Origin of the sequence: Pseudocitrobacter corydidari (assembly GCF_021172065.1) — a bacterium.
GTDB lineage: Bacteria > Pseudomonadota > Gammaproteobacteria > Enterobacterales > Enterobacteriaceae > Pseudocitrobacter > Pseudocitrobacter corydidari.
Genome location: NZ_CP087880.1, coordinates 3,450,546 through 3,476,279 on the forward strand (window position 1 = coordinate 3,450,546; position 25,734 = coordinate 3,476,279).

Annotated in this window: 21 protein-coding genes; 14 read left to right on the forward strand and 7 right to left on the reverse strand. The window is 56.0% G+C overall.

Annotated features, from left to right (window positions below):
- The first annotated feature begins 127 nt into the window (after positions 1–127).
- The 5 genes from phnL to phnP are packed head-to-tail and all read left to right on the forward strand — an operon-like array spanning position 128 to position 3,679.
- Positions 128–808, forward strand: coding sequence for a phosphonate C-P lyase system protein PhnL (gene phnL, locus G163CM_RS16060; protein WP_105288251.1), 681 nt, complete (start codon positions 128–130; stop codon positions 806–808).
- Complete coding sequence (gene phnM, locus G163CM_RS16065) at positions 805–1,941, forward strand: alpha-D-ribose 1-methylphosphonate 5-triphosphate diphosphatase (protein WP_231825618.1); 1,137 nt, start codon at positions 805–807, stop codon at positions 1,939–1,941. The genes phnL and phnM overlap by 4 nt, the downstream gene beginning before the upstream one ends.
- Positions 1,941–2,498 carry a ribose 1,5-bisphosphokinase gene (gene phnN, locus G163CM_RS16070; protein ID WP_231825619.1) on the forward strand — a complete coding sequence of 186 codons (558 nt, stop codon included), beginning with the start codon at positions 1,941–1,943 and terminating at the stop codon, positions 2,496–2,498. The genes phnM and phnN overlap by 1 nt, the downstream gene beginning before the upstream one ends.
- The gene (phnO, locus tag G163CM_RS16075) at positions 2,485–2,919 is read left to right on the forward strand and encodes an aminoalkylphosphonate N-acetyltransferase (protein WP_001110490.1); all 435 of its coding nucleotides are present in this window, start codon (positions 2,485–2,487) and stop codon (positions 2,917–2,919) included. Before phnN ends, phnO begins: the two co-directional genes overlap by 14 nt.
- 1 nt (position 2,920) lies before the next feature.
- Entirely contained in the window at positions 2,921–3,679 is a 759-nt protein-coding gene (phnP, locus tag G163CM_RS16080; RefSeq protein WP_231825620.1) for a phosphonate metabolism protein PhnP, read from the forward strand.
- A gap of 28 nt (positions 3,680–3,707) precedes the next feature.
- Here the strand turns inward: phnP and yjdP are convergent, their stop codons facing one another.
- Positions 3,708–4,031, reverse strand: coding sequence for a DDRRRQL repeat protein YjdP (gene yjdP, locus G163CM_RS16085; protein ID WP_231825621.1), 324 nt, complete (start codon positions 4,029–4,031; stop codon positions 3,708–3,710).
- 220 nt (positions 4,032–4,251) lie between these two features.
- Between yjdP and G163CM_RS16090 the strand changes: the two genes are divergently transcribed.
- The 6 genes from G163CM_RS16090 (at position 4,252) to fdhF (ending at position 13,515) form a co-directional block, all read left to right on the forward strand.
- On the forward strand, positions 4,252–6,231 hold the full coding sequence (locus G163CM_RS16090) for an alkyl/aryl-sulfatase (protein ID WP_231825622.1): 1,980 nt from the start codon (positions 4,252–4,254) through the stop codon (positions 6,229–6,231).
- 201 nt (positions 6,232–6,432) lie between these two features.
- Positions 6,433–6,699 (forward strand): YtcA family lipoprotein, encoded by a 267-nt coding sequence (locus tag G163CM_RS16095; protein ID WP_015966287.1) that lies wholly within the window; start codon positions 6,433–6,435, stop codon positions 6,697–6,699.
- 18 nt (positions 6,700–6,717) lie between these two features.
- Complete coding sequence (gene mdtN, locus G163CM_RS16100) at positions 6,718–7,749, forward strand: multidrug transporter subunit MdtN (RefSeq protein WP_231825623.1); 1,032 nt, start codon at positions 6,718–6,720, stop codon at positions 7,747–7,749.
- Positions 7,749–9,731 (forward strand): multidrug efflux transporter permease subunit MdtO, encoded by a 1,983-nt coding sequence (gene mdtO / locus G163CM_RS16105; RefSeq protein WP_231828388.1) that lies wholly within the window; start codon positions 7,749–7,751, stop codon positions 9,729–9,731. Before mdtN ends, mdtO begins: the two co-directional genes overlap by 1 nt.
- Positions 9,728–11,176: an MdtP family multidrug efflux transporter outer membrane subunit gene (locus tag G163CM_RS16110; protein ID WP_231825624.1), complete on the forward strand. Its 1,449-nt coding sequence runs from the start codon at positions 9,728–9,730 to the stop codon at positions 11,174–11,176. The genes mdtO and G163CM_RS16110 overlap by 4 nt, the downstream gene beginning before the upstream one ends.
- Positions 11,177–11,367: 191 nt before the next feature.
- Entirely contained in the window at positions 11,368–13,515 is a 2,148-nt protein-coding gene (gene fdhF / locus G163CM_RS16115) for a formate dehydrogenase subunit alpha (protein ID WP_083867141.1), read from the forward strand.
- An 88-nt stretch (positions 13,516–13,603) separates the two neighbouring features.
- Here the strand turns inward: fdhF and gltP are convergent, their stop codons facing one another.
- Entirely contained in the window at positions 13,604–14,917 is a 1,314-nt protein-coding gene (gltP, locus tag G163CM_RS16120; RefSeq protein WP_015966293.1) for a glutamate/aspartate:proton symporter GltP, read from the reverse strand.
- A 413-nt stretch (positions 14,918–15,330) separates the two neighbouring features.
- On the opposite strand from gltP, the gene acs reads away from it, so the two are divergent.
- The 3 genes from acs to actP all read left to right on the forward strand — a co-directional run bounded on the left by acs (position 15,331) and on the right by actP (position 19,369).
- Positions 15,331–17,289 (forward strand): acetate--CoA ligase, encoded by a 1,959-nt coding sequence (gene acs, locus G163CM_RS16125; RefSeq protein WP_231825625.1) that lies wholly within the window; start codon positions 15,331–15,333, stop codon positions 17,287–17,289.
- A gap of 119 nt (positions 17,290–17,408) precedes the next feature.
- On the forward strand, positions 17,409–17,723 hold the full coding sequence (locus tag G163CM_RS16130) for a DUF485 domain-containing protein (protein WP_015966295.1): 315 nt from the start codon (positions 17,409–17,411) through the stop codon (positions 17,721–17,723).
- Positions 17,720–19,369, forward strand: coding sequence for a cation/acetate symporter ActP (gene actP / locus G163CM_RS16135; protein ID WP_015966296.1), 1,650 nt, complete (start codon positions 17,720–17,722; stop codon positions 19,367–19,369). The genes G163CM_RS16130 and actP overlap by 4 nt, the downstream gene beginning before the upstream one ends.
- 40 nt (positions 19,370–19,409) lie before the next feature.
- Here the strand turns inward: actP and G163CM_RS16140 are convergent, their stop codons facing one another.
- From G163CM_RS16140 to G163CM_RS16160, 5 genes are all read right to left on the reverse strand, one after another.
- A complete protein-coding gene (locus G163CM_RS16140; protein ID WP_231825626.1) occupies positions 19,410–20,789 on the reverse strand; it encodes an amidohydrolase family protein in 1,380 nt (459 codons plus the stop codon).
- Positions 20,790–20,798: 9 nt separating this feature from the next.
- On the reverse strand, positions 20,799–21,749 hold the full coding sequence (locus G163CM_RS16145; RefSeq protein WP_231825627.1) for a carbamate kinase family protein: 951 nt from the start codon (positions 21,747–21,749) through the stop codon (positions 20,799–20,801).
- Positions 21,750–21,892: 143 nt separating this feature from the next.
- Positions 21,893–23,311, reverse strand: a complete 1,419-nt coding sequence (locus tag G163CM_RS16150) for a YlbE family protein (RefSeq protein ID WP_001543528.1) — start codon at positions 23,309–23,311, stop codon at positions 21,893–21,895.
- Positions 23,311–24,858, reverse strand: coding sequence for an acyl-CoA synthetase FdrA (fdrA, locus tag G163CM_RS16155; protein WP_231825628.1), 1,548 nt, complete (start codon positions 24,856–24,858; stop codon positions 23,311–23,313). Before fdrA ends, G163CM_RS16150 begins: the two co-directional genes overlap by 1 nt.
- The gene (locus G163CM_RS16160) at positions 24,848–25,711 is read right to left on the reverse strand and encodes an oxamate carbamoyltransferase subunit AllH family protein (protein WP_231825629.1); all 864 of its coding nucleotides are present in this window, start codon (positions 25,709–25,711) and stop codon (positions 24,848–24,850) included. The genes fdrA and G163CM_RS16160 overlap by 11 nt, the downstream gene beginning before the upstream one ends.
- Positions 25,712–25,734 lie beyond the last annotated feature (23 nt).

The following is a 25,734-nucleotide window of genomic DNA, read 5'->3' on the forward strand; positions in this document are numbered from 1 at the left end:
CCGGATAAGGCGCAGCCGCCACCCGGCATATCAGGCCAACAAAACCATCGTAATACGTTGATATTAATTCATTTGTAGGCCGGATAAGGCGCAGCCGCCATCCGGCAAAAACAACGAAGAGGCCAAAATGATCCGCGTCGAAAACGTCAGTAAAACCTTCATCCTGCACCAGCAAAACGGCGTGCGCCTGCCCGTCTTACAACGCGCCTCGCTCACCGTCAACGCAGGCGAATGCGTGGTGCTCCACGGCCACTCCGGCAGCGGCAAATCAACTCTGCTACGCTCGCTGTACGCCAACTATCTGCCCGACGAAGGGCAAATCCAGATCAAACACGGTGACGAATGGGTAGACCTGGTTACCGCGCCAGCGCGCAAAGTGGTGGAAATCCGCAAAACCACCGTCGGCTGGGTGAGCCAGTTTCTGCGCGTCATCCCGCGCATTTCGGCGCTGGAAGTGGTAATGCAGCCGCTGCTCGATACCGGCGTTCCGCGTGAAGCCTGCGCCGCTAAAGCCGCGCGTCTGCTTACCCGCCTGAACGTGCCTGAACGCCTGTGGCACCTGGCACCATCGACCTTCTCCGGCGGCGAACAGCAGCGCGTCAACATCGCCCGCGGCTTTATCGTCGACTACCCCATTCTGCTGCTTGACGAACCTACCGCCTCGCTGGACGCCAAAAACAGCGCCGCGGTGGTGGAACTGATTCGCGAAGCCAAAACCCGTGGCGCAGCCATCGTCGGCATCTTCCATGACGAAGCTGTACGTAATGACGTCGCCGACCGCCTGCACCCAATGGGAGCCTCTGCATGATTATCAATAACGTTAAGCTGGTGCTGGAAAACGAGGTGGTAAGCGGTTCGCTGGAGGTGCAGAACGGTGAAATCCGCGCCTTTGCCGAAAGCCAGAGCCGCCTGCCGGAGGCGATGGACGGCGAAGGCGGCTGGCTGCTGCCGGGGCTGATTGAGCTGCATACCGATAATCTGGATAAATTCTTCACCCCGCGCCCGAAGGTCGACTGGCCCGCCCACTCGGCGATGAGCAGCCACGATGCGCTGATGGTGGCGAGCGGCATCACCACCGTGCTGGACGCGGTGGCGATTGGCGACGTGCGCGACGGCGGCGATCGGCTGGAGAATCTGGAGAAGATGATCAACGCCATCGAAGAGACGCAGAAACGCGGCGTCAACCGCGCCGAGCACCGCCTGCACCTGCGCTGCGAACTGCCGCATCACACCACGCTGCCGCTGTTTGAAAAACTGGTGCAGCGCGAGCCGGTGACGCTGGTGTCGCTGATGGATCACTCGCCGGGCCAGCGCCAGTTCGCCAACCGCGAGAAGTATCGCGAATATTATCAGGGCAAATACTCGCTCACCGATGCGCAGATGCAGCAGTACGAAGAAGAGCAACTGGCGCTTGCCGCACGCTGGTCGCAGCCGAATCGCGAATCCATCGCCGCCCTGTGCCGCGCACGACAAATTGCCCTCGCCAGCCACGATGACGCCACGCACGCCCACGTTGCCGAATCCCACCAGCTTGGCAGCGTGATCGCCGAATTTCCCACCACCTTCGAAGCGGCGGAAGCTTCGCGCAGGCATGGTATGAACGTGCTGATGGGCGCGCCGAATATCGTGCGCGGCGGTTCGCACTCCGGCAACGTGGCGGCCAGTGAACTGGCGCAGCTTGGCCTGCTGGATATCCTCTCTTCCGACTACTACCCCGCCAGCCTGCTGGATGCGGCATTCCGCGTCGCCGACGACCAGAGCAACCGCTTTACGCTGCCGCAGGCGGTGAAGCTGGTGACCAAAAATCCGGCGCAGGCGCTGAATCTTCAGGATCGCGGGGTGATTGGCGAGGGCAAACGCGCCGACCTGGTGCTGGCGCATCGCAAGGGCAATCACATTCATATCGACCACGTCTGGCGTCAGGGTAAAAGGGTGTTCTGATGATGGGAAAATTGATTTGGTTGATGGGGCCGTCCGGCTCCGGGAAAGACAGCCTGCTGGCGGAACTCCGCCTGCGGGAACAAACGCAGTTACTGGTGGCGCATCGCTACATCACGCGCGACGCCAGCGCCGGAAGTGAAAACCATATCGCCCTAAGTGAGCGGGAGTTTTTTACCCGCGCGGGGCAAAATCTGCTGGTCTTAAGCTGGCACGCTAACGGTCTGTATTATGGCGTCGGCGTCGAGATTGATCTCTGGCTGCACGCCGGGTTTGACGTGGTGGTCAACGGTTCACGCGCGCATTTGCCGCAGGCACGGGCGCGCTATCAATCGGCGCTGCTGCCCATCTGTTTACAGGTTTCGCCGGAGATCCTGCGCCAGCGCCTGGAAAACCGTGGCCGTGAAAACGCCAGTGAAATTAACGCCCGCCTGGCGCGCGCCGCCCGCTATACTCCACAGGATTGCCATACGCTCAACAATGACGGCAGCCTGCGCCAGTCGGTCGACACGCTGCTGACGCTGATTCATCAGAAGGAGAAACACCATGCCTGCTTGTGAGCTTCGCCCGGCCACGCAGTACGATACCGACGCGGTTTACGCGCTGATTTGTGAGCTAAAACAGGCGGAGTTTGACCACCACGCGTTTCGCGTGGGCTTTAACGCCAATCTGCGCGACCCAAACATGCGCTACCATCTGGCGCTGCTTGATGGCGAAGTTGTCGGCATGATCGGCCTGCATTTGCAGTTTCATCTGCATCATGTCAACTGGATCGGCGAAATTCAGGAACTGGTGGTGATGCCGCAGGCGCGCGGTCTGAACGTCGGCAGTAAATTACTGGCATGGGCAGAAGAAGAAGCCCGCCAGGCCGGGGCCGAAATGACCGAACTTTCCACCAACGTGAAGCGCCACGACGCGCACCGATTTTACCTGCGCGAAGGCTACGAGCAGAGCCACTTCCGCTTCACCAAGGCGCTGTAACATGAGCCTGACCCTCACGCTCACCGGCACCGGCGGCGCACAGGGCGTTCCGGCATGGGGCTGCGAGTGCGCGGCCTGCGCCAGAGCGCGGCGCTCACCGCAGTATCGCCGCCAGCCATGCAGCGGCGTAGTGAAGTTTAACGAGGCGATCACCCTGATCGACGCCGGGCGGCACGATCTCGCCGATCGCTGGTCGCCCGGATCGTTCCAGCAGTTTTTGCTGACGCACTACCATATGGATCACGTCCAGGGGCTGTTTCCGCTGCGCTGGGGCGTGGGCGATCCGATCCCGGTCTACGGCCCGCCGGATGAACAGGGCTGCGACGATCTGTTTAAACATCCGGGCCTGCTTGATTTCAGCCACACAGTGGAACCGTTTGTGGTGTTTGATTTGCAGGGATTGCAGGTCACGCCGCTGCCGCTTAACCATTCTAAACTCACTTTCGGCTATTTACTGGAAACGGCGCACAGCCGGGTGGCGTGGCTATCTGACACCGCTGGCCTGCCAGAGAAAACGCTGAAATTTTTACGCAATAATCAGCCGCAGGTAATGGTAATTGATTGCAGCCACCCGCCGCGCGAGGATGCACCGCGTAATCACTGTGATTTAAACACCGTACTGGCGCAGAATGAGGTTATCCGCTCGCCACGGGTGATTCTGACGCACATCAGCCACCAGTTTGATGCGTGGCTGATGGAGAACGCGCTGCCGTCAGGGTTTGAGGCCGGGTTTGATGGGATGGAGATTAGGGTAGCGTGATAGGGTTGGTCATGGGCGCGCTGCCCCCTCACCGCTCATACTCATCTTCCAGCCTCTGCCGCTCATCCTCTAGCTGCCGATGTTCCTGATCAAGCTGGCGCTGGCGGTCATCAAGCTGCCTGCGTCGGTCCTCCAGTTGGCGGCGACGGTCGTCATATTGCTGGCGGCTGTTATCATTCTGATAGCGCCCGTCGTCATAGTCGCGGTCATCATCATCGCTGGCACGATTGCTGGAGGGATTGTAGGCATCGTTAATTGCCTGCTGAATGTTGCCTATCGCATCATCAATCACATCGGCATGCGCAAGCGGGCTCATCAGCACAAACAACAAGACGGTAAGGTAACGTTTCATCAGGAAAGTCTCATACAACCAGAGTGAGATGACGTTAATGAAACGTTAGAAAGTAAAACAGCGGAGTATTCTCAAATGTGGATAGCACAATAACCTAACAATAATAGTTAATTCGATCACAGCCTAAATATCCACATCCCGACGTTATTATTATAATGGTCTCTATTTTGCCTGTCTTATTATTTATTTCGCAAATAATTAAATGGAGATTAGATATTTTATGAATGGAACATTTAAATTAACGAAAACCTGCCTGGCGCTGACCGCCATTATGGCATTAATGAGCCAATCGGTAGGTGCGGCGGAAAGCGCTAAAGATGCCAGTTCATTTACCAAATCCGTCAATCAGCAATATCAACAATCCCTTCCTTTTAACAATCGTCAGGATTTTGACGACGCGCAGCGTGGTTTTATCGCTCCGTTGTTAAATGAAGGGAAATTAACGACACCGGATGGCAAAGTCTATTATCGCGCGCTGGATTATCAATTTGATATCAATGCGCCAGCCCCGAGTACTGTCAACCCCAGCCTGTGGCGTCAGTCGCAGGTAAACGGTATCTCTGGTCTGTTTAAAGTCACCGACCGCATGTACCAGGTGCGCAGCCAGGATATCTCCAACATCACCTTCATTGAAGGCGATACAGGCATCATCGTCATCGACCCGCTGGTGACGCCAAATGCTGCAAAAGCCAGTCTCGACCTCTACTTTAAACATCGCCCACAGAAACCGATTGTGGCCGTCATCTATACCCATAGCCACACTGACCACTATGGCGGCGTGAAAGGTCTGGTATCGGAAGCCGATGTGAAAGCCGGCAAAGTGCAGATCATCGCCCCGGAAGGGTTTATGGAAGAGGCGATCAGCGAAAACGTGCTGGCGGGGAATATCATGAGCCGCCGCGCGCTGTACTCTTATGGGCTGCTGCTGCCGCATAATGCCCAGGGCAACATCGGTAACGGCCTTGGCGTGACGCTGGCTACCGGCGACCCGAGCATTATTGCACCGACGCATTCCATTACTAAAACCGGTGAAAAACTCAATATCGATGGCCTCGATTTCGAATTCCTGATGGCACCAGGCAGCGAAGCGCCGTCAGAAATGCACCTCTACATTCCGGCGTTGAAAGCCCTGTGTACGGCGGAAAACAGCACTCACACCCTGCATAACTTCTACACCCTGCGCGGCGCGAAAACCCGTGATACCGCGAAGTGGACCGATTATCTGAACGAAACCCTGGATAAATGGGGTTCCCAGGCCGAAGTGCTGTTTATGCCGCACACCTGGCCGGTATGGGGTAATCAGCACATTAATGATTACATCGGCAAATATCGCGACACTATCAAGTACATTCATGACCAAACGCTGCATTTAGCGAACCAGGGTTACACCATGAATGAAATCGGCAACATGATCCATCTGCCGGAAACGCTGGATAAAAACTGGGCCAGCCGTGGCTACTATGGCTCCGTCAGCCATAACGCCCGCGCGGTGTATAACTTCTATCTCGGCTATTACGACGGTAACCCGGCGAACCTGAATCCGTATGGTCAGGTGGATATGGGTAAACGCTATGTCAAAGCGCTGGGCGGCTCCGCACATGCTATCAACCTCGCACGTGAAGCCTACAACCAGGGCGACTATCGTTGGGCTTCTGAGCTGCTGAAACAGGTAATTGCTGCCGATCCGGGCGACCAGGTGGCGAAAAACCTGCAGGCCGACACCTTCGAACAACTGGGTTATCAGGCGGAATCTGCCACCTGGCGCGGCTTCTATCTGACCGGCGCGAAAGAGCTGCGTGAAGGCGTGCACAAGTTCTCCCACGCGAGCACCGCCTCTTCCGACACCATCAAGGGCATGACCGTCGAGATGCTGCTGGATTACCTGGCGGTACGACTGGACAGCGAGAAAGCCGCAGGCAAGAACATCAGCCTGAACTTTAATTTCTCCAATAACGATAATATGAATTTATCGCTGGAAAACAGCGTGTTGAACTACCGTAAAACGCTGCAACCGAAAGCCGACGCCTCCTTCTACATGAGCCGCAGCGATCTGCACGACGTGCTGGTCGGTCAGGCGAAAATGGCCGATCTGGTGAAAGCGAAGAAAGTGAAAATTATTGGCAACGCTAATAAATTAAATGAAATTATTTCTTACATGGATAAATTTGAACTGTGGACAAATATTGTCACGCCGAATTAATCCTTAATAAAAAGTGATAAACGTGCCCCTGCACAGGCCGGGGCACGTTTATTATTCACACGTCGGATAGTCAATTCCGCAAGTTAAATCAATTTTCCCGCTACCGTACTGATTATACTTTTCGGTTCAAACCGGGTGACGGTTTTATTCAACATTAACAGGAATATTAATAGCTCCATTTATTCTTCAGGAAAATAAAACATGGACAGGTTTTTTTCTTTTTCAGGCAAGTTGATCCTGCTTCCCCTGTTTCTGCTGTCAGGATGCACCTTTTCACCGGCAATACCGTTGATTGGCGCTTATTACCCCGGCTGGCTTTTTTGTATTATTGGCGGCGTCATTCTGACGCTTATCGTCCGCCGCATCCTTATTCGCACGAACAGCACGCCGCATCTGGGCTACCCAGGGCTGGCCTACACCGCGCTATTCGCCCTTTTCTCCATGCTGTTATGGCTGGCCTTCTTTTAATTTTATCGAGACGCGCTCATGGAAAGTACGCCCAAAAAACCGACCAATAAAAAGGCTCCTGCCCTGATCCTGGTTCTGGTGGCTATCGTCGTTATGGTTTATGTCATCTGGCGCCTGGATAGCGCGCCATCCACTAATGATGCCTATGTTTATGCCGATACCATTGATGTCGTGCCGGAAGTCAGCGGTCGCATTGTCGATATGGCGGTACACGATAATCAGCTGGTCAAGCAGGGTGATGTGCTGATGCGCATCGATCCACGAACTTACGAAGCAAACCTGGCGAAAGCCAAAGCCTCACTTGAGGCGCTCGACAAACAAATCATGCTGATGCAGCGCAGCGTTGACGCGCAACAGCACGGTGCCGATTCCGTAGAAGCTGCCGTCGCGAAAGCGCGCGCCGCCGCCGCACAGGCGACCAAAACGCTGCAACGCACGGAGCCGCTGCTGGCGCAAGGCTTTGTTTCTGCCGAAGATGTTGACCGCGCCCGCACGGCGCAGCGCGCCGCAGAAGCTGACCTCAATGCCATTCTGGAACAGGCGAAACAGGCTGCCAGCGCCGTCAGCGGTGTCGATGCGCTGCAAGCCCAGCGCGATGTAGTACAAGCAGATATCGCACTTACCGAACTGCATCTGGAAATGGCGACCGTTCGCGCGCCGTTTGATGGCCGCGTGGTGGCGCTGAAAACCACCGTCGGTCAGTTCGCCTCGGCGATGAAACCGGTCTTTACCCTGATTGATACCAACCACTGGTACGTTATCGCCAACTTCCGCGAAACCGAGCTGAAAAATATCCATAGCGGCACGCCTGCAACGTTGCGTCTGATGAGTGACTCCGGCAAAACGTTTACCGGCAAAGTCGACTCCATCGGCTACGGCGTGATGCCAGACGACGGCGGCATGGTGCTCGGCGGCCTGCCGCGCGTGTCCCGTTCCATTAACTGGGTACGCGTCGCCCAACGTTTCCCGGTAAAAATTGTGGTCGAAAATCCGGACGAAGAGATGTTCCGCATCGGCGCATCGGCGGTTGCTAACCTTGAGCCGCAATGATGAAGGCGCTTGATTATCTGCCGCTTCCGCTGGTTAAACTGCTGAGCTTCTTCCACGAAGAGCTCAGCGAACAGCGACCGGGCCGCCTCCCGCAGACAATGCAGCTCTGGGCGGGCTGCCTGCTGGTGGTGCTCATCTCCATGACCTTCGAGATCCCCTTTGTGGCGATCTCGCTGGCCGTGCTGTTCTACGGCATCCAGTCCAATGCCTTTTACACCAAATTCGTGGCGATCCTTTTTGTGGTCGCCACGGTGCTGGAAATCGGCAGCCTGTTCCTTATCTATAAATGGTCTTACGGCTATCCGTTGGTACGCATGGCGATTGCCAGCCTGATTCTCATTGGCTGCATGTTCCTGATGCGTACCCACAAGCTGGGGCTGGTGTTCTTCGCCGTGGCGATTGTGGCGATTTACGGGCAAACCTTTCCGGGGATGCTCGATTACCCGGAAATCGTGGTGCGCCTGACGTTGTGGTGCATCGTGGTCGGGCTATACCCAACGCTACTGATGGTGCTGATGGGTGTGCTGTGGTTTCCGGCGCGGGCGATTGGCCAGATGCGCAGCGGGCTTTGCGCACAATTGCAGGAAGCCGCAGCACGATTAACACAGCCTGATTCACCGGTCAGTGACAAACAGCTTGAGCGCGATGCACTGGCGCTGCAAAAACTGAACGTTTTCTGTCTGGCGGATGACGCCGACTGGAAAGGCCATTGCGCCTGGTGGCAAACCTGCGTGGCGACCGTCACCTATCTGCGCACCACGCTGAACCGTTTTGATGCCGCCGCCTGGGCGAATGACCCGGCGGTACAGGCGTTGCTGGCGACACTTGCCACAGAAATAAATGCGCTGTGCGCGGCCATTCGCGTCGGTGATGCGTGGCGCGGAGACTGGCAACCAGACGAACAACAGCTTGCCACCGCGCAGCGTTGCGGCCTGGCGGGTGTGTGTCAGGCGCTGATTCAGCTTGGCAAAATGGACCCGGATACTCCGCCTGCGCCTGCGGCAAAACAGCCGTCGATGGCCGCCGATGCCTGGACTAACCCGGCCTACATCCGCTATGCCCTGAAAACGCTGCTGGCGTGCATGGTTTGCTACATCTTTTACTCCGGCGTCGAGTGGGAAGGCATTCATACCTGTATGCTCACCTGCGTGATTGTCGCAAACCCCAGCATCGGTTCCTCTTATCAGAAAATGGGCCTGCGCTTCGGCGGCGCGTTCTTCGGCGCGATTTTTGCCCTGCTGTTTACTCTGCTGGTGATGCCGTGGCTGGATAACATCGTCGAGCTGCTGTGCGTGCTGGCGCCGATTTTCCTCATCGGTGCATGGATGGCGACCAGTTCAGAACGCTCGTCTTACATCGGCACACAAATGGTGGTCACCTTTGCACTGGCAACGCTCGAAAACGTGTTCGGCCCAACCTATGACCTGGTAGAAATCCGCGACCGCGCGATCGGTATTCTGATTGGCACCGCAGTATCGGCGGTGATTTACACCTTCATTTGGCCCGAAAGCGAAGTCCGCGCGCTGCCACAAAAGCTGGCGGGTGCGCTGGCAATGATCGCCAAAGCAATGCGCCTGCCGCATACCCAGGGCGGCGCGGCCCTCAGCGGCTATCTGCAACTGCGCATCGGCTGCCACGCGGCATTTAACGCCAGTGAAGAGATGTGCGAGCGCGTCGCGCTGGAGCGCCATCTTCCCGCTGATGAACGTGAACGGCTGGTGAGCCACAGCCAGGCGGTGATCCGCCAGGGGCGAGAAATCCTCAACGCGTGGGATAAGCATCCCGATGCGCAAAGCGCCGCTGCGCTTGCCGACGCGCTGGACGCCTACGCCAGCGGGCTGCCGTTGAACACCAGCGCCACACCGACATTGAGCCCGGCTGCGCGCACAATCTCCGCCGCGCAGCACATCACTCTTTTACCCGACTGGAGCAACCCGCCGCCCCCAGAGGCCGCGCGGGCGCAAGGAGCCATGCCACAATGACCCGACACTTTTCCCGCCTGCTGATTTGCAGCCTGCTCGGCACCACCACGCTGCTCTCCGGCTGCGCGTTGATCCGCAAAGACGGCACGCCAAACGCGCAGATCGCGCCCGAACAGATCAAACTCGCCGACGACATCCATCTGGCAAGCCGGGGCTGGCCACAGGCGCAATGGTGGAAGCAGTTTCACGATCCGCAACTGGATGCGCTGATTGCTAAAACCCTCGCCGGGTCGCACACGCTCGCCGAAGCAAAGCAGCATGAAGAGAAAGCGCAGTCGCAGGCAGAACTGCTGGAGGCCGGTTCACGGTTGCAAATGGCGGCGATCGGTATGTTGAACCGCCAGCGCGTTTCGGCCAGCGGCTTCCTCAGCCCTTATGCGATGGATGCGCCGCGTTTAGGCATGGACGGGCCGTATTACACGGAAGCGACCGTCGGCGTGGTCGCCGGGTTTGACCTCGATTTGTGGGGCGCACATCGTTCCGCCGTCGAGGCCGCCATTGGCGCGAAAAACGCAGCGTTGGCGGAAACTGCCGCCGTCGAACTGTCGTTGACCACGGGCGTCGCCCAGCTTTATTACAGCCAGCAGGCGAATTACCAGATGCTTGATTTGCAGGAGCAGACGCGTGATGTCATTGATTACGCGGTGAAAGCGCACCAGAGTAAAGTCAATCAGGGGCTGGAGGCGAAGGTACCGTGGCACGGCGCACGTTCGCAATTGCTGGCGGTAGAAAAGCAAATTGCCGCCGTGAAGGGGCAAATCAAAGAGACGCGGGAGTCGCTGCGCGCCATCATCGGCGCAACCGAAATGCCGGACCTCAAACCGGTAGCGCTGCCGCAGGTTGATACCGGGCTGCCGTCGTCGCTCTCGTATGAATTGCTCGCGCGCCGCCCGGATCTTCAGGCCATGCGCTGGTATGTTCAGGCATCGTTAAGCCAGGTCGATGCCGCACGCGCGCTCTTCTATCCGAGCTTTGATATCAAAGCCTTCTTCGGTTTCGACGCTATTCACCTTGAGGATATGTTCAAAAGCCCAAGCAAGCAGATCAACTTCATCCCCGGCCTGCGCTTACCGCTGTTTGACGGCGGGCGTCTGAACGCCAATCTGGCAAGCACGCGCGCCAGCAGCAACATGCTGATAGAGCGCTACAACCAGTCGGTGCTCAATGCGGTTCGCGATGTGGCGATTAACGGCTCGCGCCTGCAAACGCTCAACGACCAGCGCGTGATGCAGACCGAACGCATCGACGCCGCGCGTTATACCCAGGCCGCCGCGCAGGCCGCCTACAAGCAAGGCCTCGGCAGCCGCTTGCAGGCAACCGAAGCGCAGCTTCCGGTGCTGGCAGAGCAAATGTCGCTGATGATGCTCGACACCCGTCGGGTTATCGAAAACATCCAACTGATTAAATCGCTGGGCGGCGGCTATCAGGCCGTCAATCAAAAGTAACCCTCTCGCCGCGTGCCCGTCACGCGGCTTCCCTTCGACACGTCAAAACTGACGACAGACTGTTTTTCGTCAGGGTTTTGTCTAAAAAATCCCCGTAATATCCGTGGATACCCACAATAAAAACATGGCATAGAACCTGCATAATAAGGTCGTTATGCGCGTCCGCGCTGATTGAAACTGGAGCAAGACCGATGAAAAAAGTCGTCACGGTTTGCCCGTACTGCGCCTCAGGTTGCAAAATCAACCTGGTGGTCGATAACGGGAAAGTCGTTAAGGCTGAAGCGGCGATGGGGAAAACTAACCAGGGCACGCTGTGCCTGAAGGGTTATTACGGCTGGGATTTTATCAATGATACCCAGATCCTGACTCCGCGCCTGAAAAGCCCAATGATCCGTCGCCAGCGCGGCGGCAAGCTGGAAGCCGTCTCCTGGGACGAAGCCCTGAATTACGTTGCTGACCGCCTGAGCGCGATCAAAGCAAAATATGGCCCTGACGCCATTCAAACGACCGGCTCCTCTCGTGGTACCGGTAATGAAACCAACTATGTGATGCAAAAATTTGCGCGCGCCGTTATTGGTACCAATAACGTCGATTGCTGCGCACGTGTCTGACACGGCCCATCGGTTGCAGGTCTGCACCAGTCGGTCGGTAATGGCGCAATGAGTAATGCCATCACAGAAATTGATAACACGGATCTCGTGTTCATCTTCGGGTATAACCCGGCAGATTCACACCCGATTGTGGCGAATCACGTGATTAACGCCAAACGCAATGGGGCAAAAATTATCGTCTGCGATCCGCGCAAAATTGAAACCGCGCGCATTGCTGATATGCACATCGCATTGAAAAACGGCTCGAACATCGCGCTGCTCAATGCCATCGGGCATGTCATTATCGAAGAAAATCTGTATGACCAGGCGTTCGTCGCGGGCCGTACCGAAGGCTTCGAAGAGTACCGTAAAATTGTTGAAGGCTATACACCGGAGTCCGTCGAGGAAATCACCGGCGTGAGCGCGCAGGAAATTCGCCAGTGCGCCCGTATGTATGCTTCAGCGAAAAGCGCGGCGATCCTGTGGGGCATGGGCGTGACTCAGTTCTATCAGGGCGTGGAAACCGTGCGTTCTCTGACCAGCCTGGCGATGCTGACCGGCAACCTTGGGAAACCAAGCGTCGGCGTAAACCCGGTTCGTGGTCAGAACAACGTACAGGGCGCGTGCGATATGGGCGCACTGCCGGATACCTATCCGGGTTATCAGTACGTCAAATTCCCGGAAAACCGTGAGAAATTCGCCAAAGCCTGGGGCGTTGACAGCCTGCCGGAACACACCGGTTATCGTATCAGCGAGCTGCCGCACCGCGTGGCGCATGGTGAAGTGCGTGCTGCGTACATTATGGGTGAAGATCCACTCCAGACTGACGCCGAACTCTCTGCCGTGCGTAAAGCGTTCGACGAACTGGAACTGGTGATTGTGCAGGACATCTTTATGACCAAAACCGCCTCAGCGGCTGACGTCATTCTGCCGTCCACCTCCTGGGGTGAGCACGAAGGGGTTTACACTGCGGCTGACCGTGGCTTCCAGCGTTTCTTCAAGGCCGTTGAGCCGAAATGGGACCTGAAAACCGACTGGCAGATCATCAGTGAAATCGCCACCCGTATGGGCTATCCGATGCACTACAACAACACCCAGGAAATCTGGGATGAGTTGCGTCATCTTTGCCCGGACTTCCTCGGTGCGACCTATGAAAAAATGGGCGAGCTGGGATATGTCATGTGGCCGTGCCGCGATGAATCTGACGCCGACCAGGGGACGTCGTATCTCTTTAAAGAGAAGTTCGACACGCCGAACGGTCTGGCGCAGTTCTTCACCTGCGACTGGGTTGCGCCTATCGACAAACTGACCGATGAGTATCCGATGGTGCTCTCCACAGTGCGTGAAGTGGGGCACTACTCCTGCCGTTCAATGACCGGTAACTGTGCAGCACTGGCCGCGCTGGCGGATGAACCGGGCTACGCGCAAATCAACACGGCTGATGCAGCACGTCTCGGCATTGAAGATGAAGCGCTGGTGTGGGTCAATTCACGCAAAGGGAAAATCATTACCCGTGCTCAGGTGAGCGATCGCCCGAACAAAGGTGCGGTGTACATGACCTACCAGTGGTGGATTGGCGCGTGTAACGAGCTGGTGAGTGAAAACTTAAGCCCGATTACCAAGACGCCGGAGTACAAGTACTGCGCGGTCAACGTTGAGCCAATTGCGGACCAACATGCGGCAGAGCAGTATGTGATTCAGGAATATGACAAGCTGAAAGCCCGTCTGCGCGAAAGCGCGTTGGGTTAATAATAAAACGCCGGGTGGCGGCTACGCCTTACCAGGCCTACGGATCGTATCGTAGGCCGGATAAGCGCCAGCGCCATCCGGCGTTTTTTTACATATTCGCTTTCTTATCAAATTTACCCAGCACATCGCGTTCATACGCCAGTGCTTTTTTGCGGTCAAATTTGTGTTCCCACTTGGCGATAACCAGCACCGCCAGGGCATTACCCACCACGTTCAGCGCGGTACGCGCCATGTCGAGGATACGGTCAACACCGGCAATAAACGCCAGGCCTTCCAGCGGAATACCCACGCTGCCCAATGTTGCCAGCAGTACCACGAACGAAACGCCCGGTACGCCAGCAATCCCTTTCGAGGTCACCATCAGCGTCAGCACCAGAATGATTTCCTGCCAGATGGAAAGCTCAATGCCGTAAAGCTGCGCGATAAAGATCGCCGCAATACTCTGATACAGCGTGGAACCATCGAGGTTGAAGGAGTAACCGGTCGGGACCACGAAGCTGGTGATTGCCGGTGGCGCACCGTAGGCTTCCATCTTCTCGATAATACGCGGCAGGACGCTCTCGGAACTGGCGGTGGAGTACGCCAGAATCAGTTCATCTTTCAGGATAAGAATCAGCGTCCAGATGCTCAGTTTGCAGATGCGCGCGACCGCGCCCAGCACCACCAGCGCGAAGAACAGAATCGCGGCATAAACCAGAATCACCAGCTTCGCCAGCGGCCACAGTGATGCAAACCCAAAGTTGGCGACCGTCACCGAGATCAGCGCGAAGACACCGACCGGCGCATAACGCATCACCATGTGGGTCACTTTAAACATGGTTTCGGAGATGGAGCGGAACACGGTAACCAGCGGTTCACGATGTGTTGCAGGAAGAGAGGAAAGGCCAAGACCAAACAGCACCGAGAAGAAGATGATCGGCAACATGTCGCCCTTCGCCATCGACGCGATGATATTGGTCGGCACCAGCGAAAGAATCGTGCCCATCAGACCGTGCGCATGACTTTGGACATCCGCCGTGGTGCTTTGGTATTTCGAAATATCCACCGTCGCCAGTTGCGACATATCAATGCCCGCGCCCGGCTGGAAGACGTTGGCAAGCGTGATCCCGAGGATAATCGCCACCGTGGTGATCACTTCGAAATAGATAATGGTTTTTGCGCCGATTCGGCCAAGCTGTTTGGCATCGCCCACGCCCGCAATCCCCACGATAAGGGTGGAAATCACAATCGGTACGACGATCATTTTAATCAGATGGATAAAGATATCACCCGCCGGTGATAAGAGGTTAGCAATCAGCCATTCACGGCTATCACTTTGATAATGCAGGTAACTACCCAGCAGGATGCCCAGAATAAGGGCAATCAAAATCTGCCAGGCGAGGCTGATTCTCGTTTTTTTCATAACAACAGACTTCCTCAATGAAAGCTACCATTCCAAAAAGGAATGACATCTACTTGAAAGGGATGATTTGTGTTGCGTTTGTTTATGGGGTTTTTTAACGCGCAGTATCAGTATCATCTGGACGGTATGTTGCGCAACCCTTTAAGAACAGGGCTTTTCACTCCCTTCACGCATATTCTCATTAATTTCTACCAATAAACTATTATAAGTTTTTGTTATAAATAATATTTTTTTGTCACAATTTTCATAAATAACTCCTGGCAATTATTTTCCTTCAAAGAATCAAATGCACATTATTTGAACAATTCTAATAATGCGTGATCTGTCGCCCAAATAGTAAACAAAGGTCGCAATACCCCTACAATTAACTTTTTGGCGACATATTATTAACATCTTACAAGGAGAAAAAAAGCATGAGCCAAATACACAAACACTCGATTCCTGCGAACATTGCAGACCGTTGCCTGATCAACCCGGAGCAGTATCAGCAGAGATATCAGCTCTCTATCTCCGACCCTGACGCATTCTGGGGAGAAGAAGGTAAAATTCTCGATTGGATCAAACCTTACACAAAGGTCAAGAACACCTCGTTTGCGCCGGGCAACATCTCCATTAAATGGTATGAAGATGGCACCCTGAACCTGGCGGCGAACTGCCTGGATAGACACCTGCAAGAGCGCGGCGACCAGACCGCCATTATCTGGGAAGGCGATGACGCCAGCCAGAGCAAAAATATTACCTATAAAGAACTGCATCGCGACGTCTGCCGCTTCGCTAACGTCCTGCTCTCACTGGGCATTAAGAAAGGCGATGTGGTCGCGATTTACATGCCAATGGTGCCGGAAGCCGCAGTCGCTATGCTGGCCTGCGCGCGCATTGGTGCGGTGCACTCGGTTATCTTCGGCGGCTTCTCACCGGAAGCGGTGGCCGGGCGTATTATCGACTCCAGTTCACGTCTGGTTATCACCGCTGACGAAGGCGTGCGCGCCGGGCGTGGGATCCCGCTGAAGAAAAACGTCGATGATGCGCTGAAAAACCCGAACGTCAAGACCATCGAGAACGTGGTGGTGCTGAAGCGTACTGGCGGTAATATCGACTGGCATGAAGGCCGCGACCTGTGGTGGAGCGACCTGATTGAAAAAGCTGACGATCGCCATCAGCCGGAAGAGATGAATGCGGAAGATCCGCTGTTTATCCTCTACACCTCCGGCTCAACCGGGAAACCGAAAGGCGTACTGCACACCACTGGCGGCTATCTGGTCTACGCGGCAACGACCTTCAAATATGCATTTGATTATCATCCGGGCGACATCTACTGGTGCACCGCGGATGTCGGCTGGGTCACCGGCCACAGCTATCTGCTTTACGGCCCGCTGGCCTGCGGCGCGACCACGCTGATGTTTGAAGGCGTGCCAAACTCCCCGACTCCGGCACGTATGTGCCAGGTTGTCGATAAACACAAAGTTAACATTCTCTACACCGCGCCAACGGCGATCCGCGCCCTGATGGCGGAAGGCGATAAGGCGATTGAAGGTACCGACCGCTCTTCCCTGCGCATTCTCGGTTCCGTCGGCGAGCCGATTAACCCGGAAGCGTGGGAGTGGTACTGGAAGAAAATCGGCAAAGAGAAATGCCCGGTGATCGACACCTGGTGGCAGACCGAGACCGGTGGCTTCATGATCACCCCGCTGCCGGGCGCGACTGAACTGAAAGCCGGTTCCGCCAGCCGTCCGTTCTTCGGCGTACAGCCTGCCCTGGTGGATAACGAAGGGAATCCGCAGGAAGGCGCGACCGAAGGCAACCTGGTGATCACCGACTCCTGGCCAGGCCAGGCGCGCACGCTTTTCGGCGATCACGAGCGCTTTGAGCAGACCTACTTCTCCACCTTCAAAAATAGATATTTCAGCGGTGACGGCGCACGTCGCGACGAAGATGGCTATTACTGGATAACGGGGCGCGTCGATGACGTGCTGAACGTCTCCGGTCACCGTCTGGGTACGGCGGAAATCGAGTCGGCGCTGGTATCGCATCCGAAAGTGGCGGAAGCGGCGGTGGTCGGCATTCCGCACAATATCAAAGGCCAGGCGATTTATGCCTACGTGACGCTGAATCATGGTGAAGAGCCAACGCCGGCCCTGTACACCGAAGTGCGTAACTGGGTGCGTAAAGAGATTGGCCCGCTGGCGACGCCGGACGTGCTGCACTGGACAGATTCATTACCCAAAACGCGTTCGGGCAAAATCATGCGCCGCATTCTGCGCAAAATTGCCGCGGGCGATACCAGCAACCTCGGCGATACCTCGACGCTCGCCGATCCGGGCGTGGTCGATAAACTGCTCGAAGAGAAGCAGGCGATTACCATGCCTTCATAACCATACCTTGCCCGGTGGCGCTTCGCTTACCGGGCCTACGGTAGGCCGGATAAGCGAAGCGCCATCCGGCAACTGCTTGCCCCATAACAAACCCCACTTTTACCTCTGGAGATTCTGTGATGAATGACACCATTTATCAGCGGATAGAAGACAGTGCGCGTTTCAGGGAGTTAGTCGAAAAACGGCAACGGTTTGCCACCATTCTGTCGATTATCATGCTGGCGGTTTACATCAGCTTTATCCTTCTGATTGCTTTCGCGCCTGGCTGGCTGGGTACTCCGCTGCATGCGGGAACCAGCGTTACCCGGGGTATTCCCATTGGCGTGGGCGTGATTCTTATCTCCTTCGTCCTGACCGGTATTTATATCTGGCGCGCAAACGGCGAGTTCGATCGTCTTAACAAAGCGGTACTGCACGAGGTAAAAGCATCATGAAGCGAGTCCTGACGGCGCTTGCCGCCACACTACCCTTCGCCGCTAACGCAGCCGATGCTATCAGCGGTGCCGTACAACGCCAGCCAACTAACTGGCAGGCGATTATTATGTTTTTAATTTTCGTCGTGTTTACGCTCGGGATTACCTACTGGGCTTCTAAACGCGTACGTTCGCGTAATGACTACTACACCGCCGGCGGCAACATTACCGGTTTCCAGAACGGGCTGGCGATTGCGGGCGATTATATGTCTGCCGCCTCATTCCTGGGTATTTCCGCGCTGGTCTTCACCTCTGGCTACGACGGGCTTATCTACTCGCTGGGCTTCCTGGTAGGCTGGCCCATCATTCTGTTCCTGATTGCCGAGCGCCTGCGTAACCTGGGCCGCTATACCTTTGCCGACGTGGCGTCCTACCGCCTGAAGCAGGGGCCAATTCGTATTCTCTCCGCCTGTGGCTCGCTGGTCGTCGTCGCGCTGTACCTCATCGCCCAGATGGTCGGCGCGGGTAAACTGATTGAGCTGCTGTTCGGCCTGAACTACCACATCGCGGTGGTGCTGGTTGGCGTGCTAATGATGATGTACGTGCTGTTTGGCGGCATGCTCGCCACCACATGGGTACAGATTATCAAAGCCGTGCTGCTGCTGTTTGGCGCAAGTTTCATGGCCTTTATGGTGATGAAACACGTGGGCTTCAGCTTCAATAACCTGTTCACTGAAGCCATGGCGGTTCACCCGAAAGGTGAAGCCATTATGAGCCCTGGCGGGCTGGTGAAAGATCCGATTTCCGCGCTATCGTTAGGCCTTGGCCTAATGTTCGGTACGGCGGGGCTGCCCCATATTCTGATGCGTTTCTTCACGGTCAGCGATGCTCGCGAAGCGCGTAAAAGCGTGTTCTACGCCACCGGCTTTATGGGTTACTTCTACATCCTGACCTTTATCATCGGCTTTGGCGCAATCATGCTGGTGGGGGCGAACCCGGTCTATAAAGATGCGGCTGGCGCGCTGATTGGTGGTAACAACATGGCGGCGGTTCACCTGGCCAATGCGGTCGGCGGTAACCTGTTCCTCGGCTTTATCTCCGCTGTGGCCTTCGCCACCATTCTGGCGGTGGTTGCCGGGCTGACGCTGGCAGGCGCTTCGGCGGTCTCACATGACCTTTACGCTAACGTCTTCCGTAAAGGCGCCACCGAGCGTGAAGAGCTGCGTGTCTCGAAAATCACCGTACTGATTCTGGGTGTGATTGCTATCGTGCTGGGCGTGCTGTTTGAAAACCAGAACATCGCCTTCATGGTTGGCCTGGCGTTTGCCATTGCCGCCAGCTGCAACTTCCCCATCATCCTGCTCTCTATGTACTGGTCAAAACTGACCACCCGTGGCGCGATGCTGGGCGGCTGGTTAGGCCTGCTGACAGCGGTGGTGCTGATGATTCTCGGCCCAACCATTTGGGTGCAGATCCTCGGCCACGAAAAAGCCATCTTCCCGTATGAATACCCGGCGCTGTTCTCCATCACCGTGGCATTCCTGGGAATTTGGTTCTTCTCGGCAACCGACAACTCTGCTGAGGGTAACCTTGAGCGCGAGCAGTTCCGCGCCCAGTTTATCCGTTCACAAACCGGCCTCGGCGTCGAGCAGGGGCGTGCGCATTAATGTTAGATTCCCCGGTCGAAAGGCCGGGGAAGCCCGCATCTTACACCACACTCCCCCACACCAGTTGTCCTTTATGGAACGTCGCCGTTCTCGGCGAGATACGCGCCACCGCCTCGGCGGAACAGGAGGCGTCCACCAGCACAAAGCTGGCATCATCCTGCGCTTTAGGCCAGACGCGCTCGCCTTTTTCATTCAGCGGCAATACATCGCCAGTAGCTAAAAACAGCGAACGGGAGAGGTTCTGTTCGTTAGGACGAATATAGAGCTGCGCGTAGAGATTGGCTTTTTCCAGCATGTCGCCCAGGCCGTAGGGAGACCAGTGGTCGATAACGCTGTCGGTGCCGGTCATGACTTTTACGCCTTTGTCGTGCAACTGTTTGAGCGGCATATGCAGCGTGCCAATCGGCACCGTCGAGGCGATAGAAATTTGCTGCGCCGCCATCCGATTCGCCAGCGCATCGACCTGTTGTTCGTTGAGCGTTGCCAGCGCAAAGGCGTGACTGATGGTCAGCTTGCCCTTCAGCTGCGGCGTTTTCTCTACCGTTTCAACCATATAATTGATGGCTGCCACGCCTGCCGGAGTGGTTTCGTGCAGGTGAATATCGACGCCTTTGTCGTAGTCCAGCGCAATCTGGAACATGGTGTCGAGGGATTTTTCCATCGCGCCATCGACACTGGTCGGGTCCAGCCCGCCGACGTAATGCGCACCCGCCTGCATTGCTTCACGCATTAAGGGTTCCGATTTCGACAGCAGCAAACCGTGCTGCGGGAAGGCGACGATTTCACACTCGAAGCCCGCCTGACGCCGCGCCAGCACCGCCTGCAAATTTTGCAGATTTTTCAGGCCGGAAACCGGTTCGATATTGCAGTGACTGCGGGCAATGGTGGTGCCTTTCGACTGCAATAGATCGATCAGCTTTTCCGCCCGCTCCTGCGTGTAAGGTTGTAACTCCGGCAGCATTTTCTGCTCGAGTTTGATCATGTCCTGGATGGTGGTGCCTGCCGGACGATTGAGCGAGCGCCACGGCCCGCCGTAGAAGGTTTTGTCGAGATGAATATGCATGTCGCGAGTGGTGGGCAGCATCAACTTACCGCCAGCATCATAGTGCGGCAGCGTGGCGTCCGGATGCTGCTTGTTCTCGCGCAGGGCAACAATTTTACCGTTCTGAATCTCCACGGTCTGGCGCGCCGTGCGGGTCTGTACCGCCACACCGTTCTCGTAATCAAATCCGGTTTCCAGCAGCACGTTGTCGAGATAGTAATGCGGGTCAGTGATTTTCATGGTGTTATTCGCGTCGCAGTGGGTTGTGCCAGAGACTGCCGCATGGGCGAGCGGCACAGAGGTACCAAACAGCGCGGCAGCGGTGACCATCTTACCGCTCTGGCTCAGAAACTCACGGCGGCTATTATTTTCTTTCATCTTACGTCCTTACGTTTTAATAATATGAGTGCCCGTTTCGCCACGCAGCGCCGCGGGCAGGCATTCCGGCGTGGTGATAATCACTTCTTTGCCGCCCTGCTCCAGGAACGTCAGGCTGGCGATGATTTTTGGCAACATGCTGCCGGGCGGGAAATGCCCTTCCTGCATATAGCGGGTCATGGTGGCAATATCTACCCGATCCAGCGCCTGCTGCTGCGGCTTGCCAAAGTGAATACACACTTTTTCGACGCCGGTGGTGATCACCAGAATGTCGGCGTGAATTTCACGGGCCAGCAGCGCGGTAGAGAGATCTTTGTCGATAACCGCGTCCACGCTTTGGTAATCCCCCGCGTCAGTACGCACCACCGGAATTCCGCCGCCGCCCGCGCCAATTACCACAAAACCTTGATGGATCAGCGCCTTAATGGCAGGTGCTTCGACAATACGTTTCGGTTCCGGCGAGGCGACCACGCGGCGATAGCCCCGTCCGGCATCTTCAACAAAACGCCAGTCAGGGTTTGCCTTTTGTAGTTCGTCACGCTGGCTTTCACTAAAGAATGCGCCGATGGGTTTGGTGGGATGGGCAAATCCCGGATCGTTTTTATCCACTTCCACCTGAGTCACCACGGTGACGGCTTTTTTCTCGCCGTGACGCGCCAGTCGGTTGTTCAGCGCCTGCTGGATCAGATAGCCAATGCCACCTTGCGTATCCGCCACACAGTTCGCCAGCGGCGTTAAGGGGAGCCCTTCGCGCTCGTGGGCAATCTCCGCACGGCGTAAATCCAGCCCGACCTGCGGCCCGTTGCCGTGGGTCAGCACAATGTCGTAATCGGAAGCCAGCATTTCCAGCACCGTATCGGCGACGGCTTTCACCGCCTCCGCCTGATGCTCAATCGACTGGCTGGCGTTATCTTTGATAATGCTGTTGCCACCAATGGCAACGACCACAAGCTCTTTCATGTTGTTATGTCCGCTACAGAGGGTGATGAGGTTATGACCAACGCCAGACTGCCTGATGCGCTACGCTTATCAGGCCTACAGATTCTTGCGCCACTCGTAGGCCGGATAAGGCGTTCACGCCGCATCCGGCATAAACATGTAAGTCAGACGCCGTAACGTTCGCACCAGCCGAGAATGGCTTTCTCGAAGCAGGCGAATGGTGGATGCACAATGCCCGCGCCAATCATGCCGACGCCCGCATCTTTATGGGCAATGGCGGTGTTGATTACCGGCAGAATGCCGCTGCTGCCCACGCGGGTGATGTCGATTGCCGACGGCACGCCCATAAAACCGAGCAGCGGAATGGTGACGTTGGGGTTTTCACCGAGGGTGATTTCGCGCATCTGGCGGGAGAAATCGATAGCCTCTTCCACCGTACCGCCCACCAGCGCAACGATTGCAGGCGCGGTCGCCATAGCAAATCCGCCAATACCGTAGGTTTCGGTGATGGCGCTGTCGCCGATATCCAGCCCCGAATCTTCCGGCTTATAACCGGCAAACATCGGGCCGATGACCTGCTGCGCCGGGCCGGTAAACCATTGCCCCGGCAGGCCGCTGACTCGCAGGCCAAACTCGACGCCGTTACGTGCCATGGTGGTCACCACGGTGCTGTATTCGATGCCGTGCGCCGCATCCATCGCCGCTTTACACATCGCCATCCACGTCGGGCCGGAGAAGTAGTCGCTGCTGGCGACAAACTCAAACACTTCGCGCTGTTGTTCGACGGAATAACCTGCCTGAATAATCCCCGGCGTCAGCGCCTGAATCAGCAGCGTCGTCCCGGCGTTATTGCGGTTATGGCATTCATCGCCCATATGCAGCGCCTGCGCCAGCATTAAGCGCAGATCGATCTCGCCGATAATTTTCATCGCGTCGCGCAGCATTGGCCCCTGCACATCACGCATCCAGTTCAGGCGGTCAATCACGCTCTGGTCGTTAGCGCCCATACGCAAAATCTTCGCCATCTGCTCGCTCATATTGGTATAAGCGATGTTGCCGTAGGTTTTGTTTTTCACAATGTGCATAAACATCGAGGCCGAGGTAACACCCGCCATCGATCCCACGCAGTCGTGCTCGTGACACGGCGAGAAGGTGATCTCCCCGGAGGCCGCCAGTTCAGCCGCCTCATCGAGATCTTTCGCCAGTCCTTCGAACACCAGCGCTCCGGTGACCGCGCCTTTCATTGCGCCGCACATTTTTTCCCAGGTGATCGGCGGCCCGGCGTGAAGAATGGTTTTCGCCGTCATGCCCGGCACCACGTTAATCGCCTGATCAAAACCAATCAGCACCGGATGCGACTGGATAATGCGTTCCAGCGCCTGCTGGTTAGCGGCGGCGATTTTGTCTGCCAGCGGCGAATCGGCAATGTTATCCAGCGCCTGCACCACCTGCATATTGCCCTGCCCCGGCGGCGTCCAGTCGAGTTGGGTCACTTCGACATGCTGCTTTTTCAGGTCATCGCTAAACATGGCGATGCCGACGTTAATAACGTTCAACGGTTGGCTAAATAGTGACTGGCTCATCAGGCTTCCTCCCCTTTGCAGATAAATTCACGCGCCAGCAATCCGGTATTGGTGCTGCTGCTCGCCAGAATCACTCCGGCATCAAGCAGCATCTGGCTTTGTTGTTCTAATGATGGCGTATCGAGATCGGTGCCCAGCACATAGGCGAGAATGATCAACTCACGGCCTTCGGCAGCGGCGATCGCTTTCGCTTCTTTGATCGCCTCGATGGTGGAGCCAACCGGATCTTCATGCGATCCAAATCCGAGCACAAAATCCATCACGATCACCGCCACTTCTGGATCGCGCGCTTCTTCGATCAAGCGGCTGATGCGGTTGGTGGGGTCAATCATCGGGTGCGGCTTGCCGTTGGTGAAGTCGTCATCGCCAAAGTCGAGGAAGGTGTGTTTAATGCTGCGGTTGATATCTTGCAGGCGGAATTCAGGATCGGGCTGAATGTTGCTGTAGACATCGCCGTGTTTTTCCATCACCGCGAACATGGTTTCGTCGCACAACGTGCCGCCGCAGAACAGGCCACGAATGTATTTCTGCTGCGGTTGCAGACGCGCACGCACATCCGCAATCAACGGCTGGTTAAGCGTATGCAGGTCGAGATTTTCCTGTTTCACGCCGGAGAGCATCACCGCTTTTAGCGCCGCCTCTTTGGTGCCGCGGGCAAACTGTAGCCCCTGCTCATCCACTGGCGTTTCGCCACGACCGAGGAAACAGACCACCACCGGCTTGCGGCAGGCGCGCGCGCGTTCCAGCACTTTACGGGCCACCGCAGGCGCGGGCGGTTTGGAGATCAGCGCAATGATTTCAGTTTGCGGATCGTTTTCCAGCATCCCGATGGCGTCGAGCATCATCAGGCCGCCGATTTTCTCGCTCAGGTCGCGCCCGCCAGTGCCAATCAGTTGCGAAACGCCGCCGCCAAATTCATGAATGCGGACGCTCAGCTCCTGGCTGCCGGTACCAGATGCGCCAACAATACCGATGTTGCCGCGACGCACGGCGTTACCAAAGCAGAGCGCCGCGCCGTTGATAATCGCTGTGCCGCAGTCTGGCCCCATCATCAGCAGCCCTTTTTCGTGGGCCAGTTGCTTGAGCGCCAGTTCATCTTCAACTGAGACGTTATCGGAAAACAGCATCACGTTGAGATCGTTTTGCAGCGCCTGACGCGCTTCGCGAGCGGCAAACAGACCATTGACCGAAATCACTGCCAGGTTACTTTCCGGGATATGCTTTTTGGCGCTGGCAATAGTGGCGTAACGCGCCTCGTGCGAGCCGCTTTGCGCTTTGGTGTTGAACAGTTCTTCAATCTCCACCAGCAACTGCTCGTTGTCCGCACCCGATTTACCATTGATGACAATCATCAGGTCGCCGTTTTTCGCCTGTTCCAGCTCCGGCGTCAGCAGTCCTAAATTTTTCAGCACACCTTTGTTCATTTCGGTCGCCATCGCCACAAATGCCTGCTCGACGCCGTCGAGTTTATTTGCACGCGTGGAGATAGACATCAGCGAGACAGAATCAAAATAGGTATTCGGTTTAATGACTATTTTAACTGACATAATTCCCTCCGTAGGTTCGGCTCAGCGCACAACCATCGGCCATGCCATACAGCATGTCGCAGCCGGAACTGGAGCCAATATTTTTAATACCAGCAATGTTCTTTTCCGATAACTGCCAGGGTTCATTAATCAGGCTGGCAATAAATGCAAAGATATTTTCACGATAACGATAATCAAATGCCGCCTCGAGCGTCGTTGCGCTCAGGCTTGTTGTATTTTTTCTGGCTGATGCCAGTGCCGATATAAATTCATCACGCAGATGCGCCGCCGGGTGACCAGGAATAAAAAGAATCGCACTCATCCCCACCAGATAATCATCGGAAGACGGTGTGAGCCCGATACCTAAACCTATCATTTGCGTAACGGCGAACGTGATATTTAAATTATTAAGCAGCGCCTTAAACAGTATTTTTCGGTTGCACTGCAATTGCTCAGAGATCGCCTGATAAAAAGGGTTATCCCCACCGCCCAGAAAAAGCGTTTCATGCGTGTTTAGCTGCTGAGTAATCGTATCGCGCCATTTGAGCCACGGTATCTGGTGAAAACGTTCGGCGCTCAGCATTAATTTCGGCGGTTGCCAGCAACGGCATGAAACCGTATTAATGTTCAGCGTATCAGCAACCCTGATTCCGTGAGGATGCAACTGAATCAACTGGCCCGGCTGAAATGAGTCGTCAAAGTGAGTGAGCGCTAACCTACAGCTGTTTGGGGCGTTGTCGCAGCTTTCACTGAGCAGCGTTAGCCACCGCTGCCGGGCTGGAAGCCAGAGATTAACAGCCCGGTTAAAGACCTGTGCAATCTGCCCTGAACCTCGTTCAGCCAGAAAACTTGCATCAGCCGTTAGCGCCTGCACACACCGTCGTTGAGGTGTGTTAA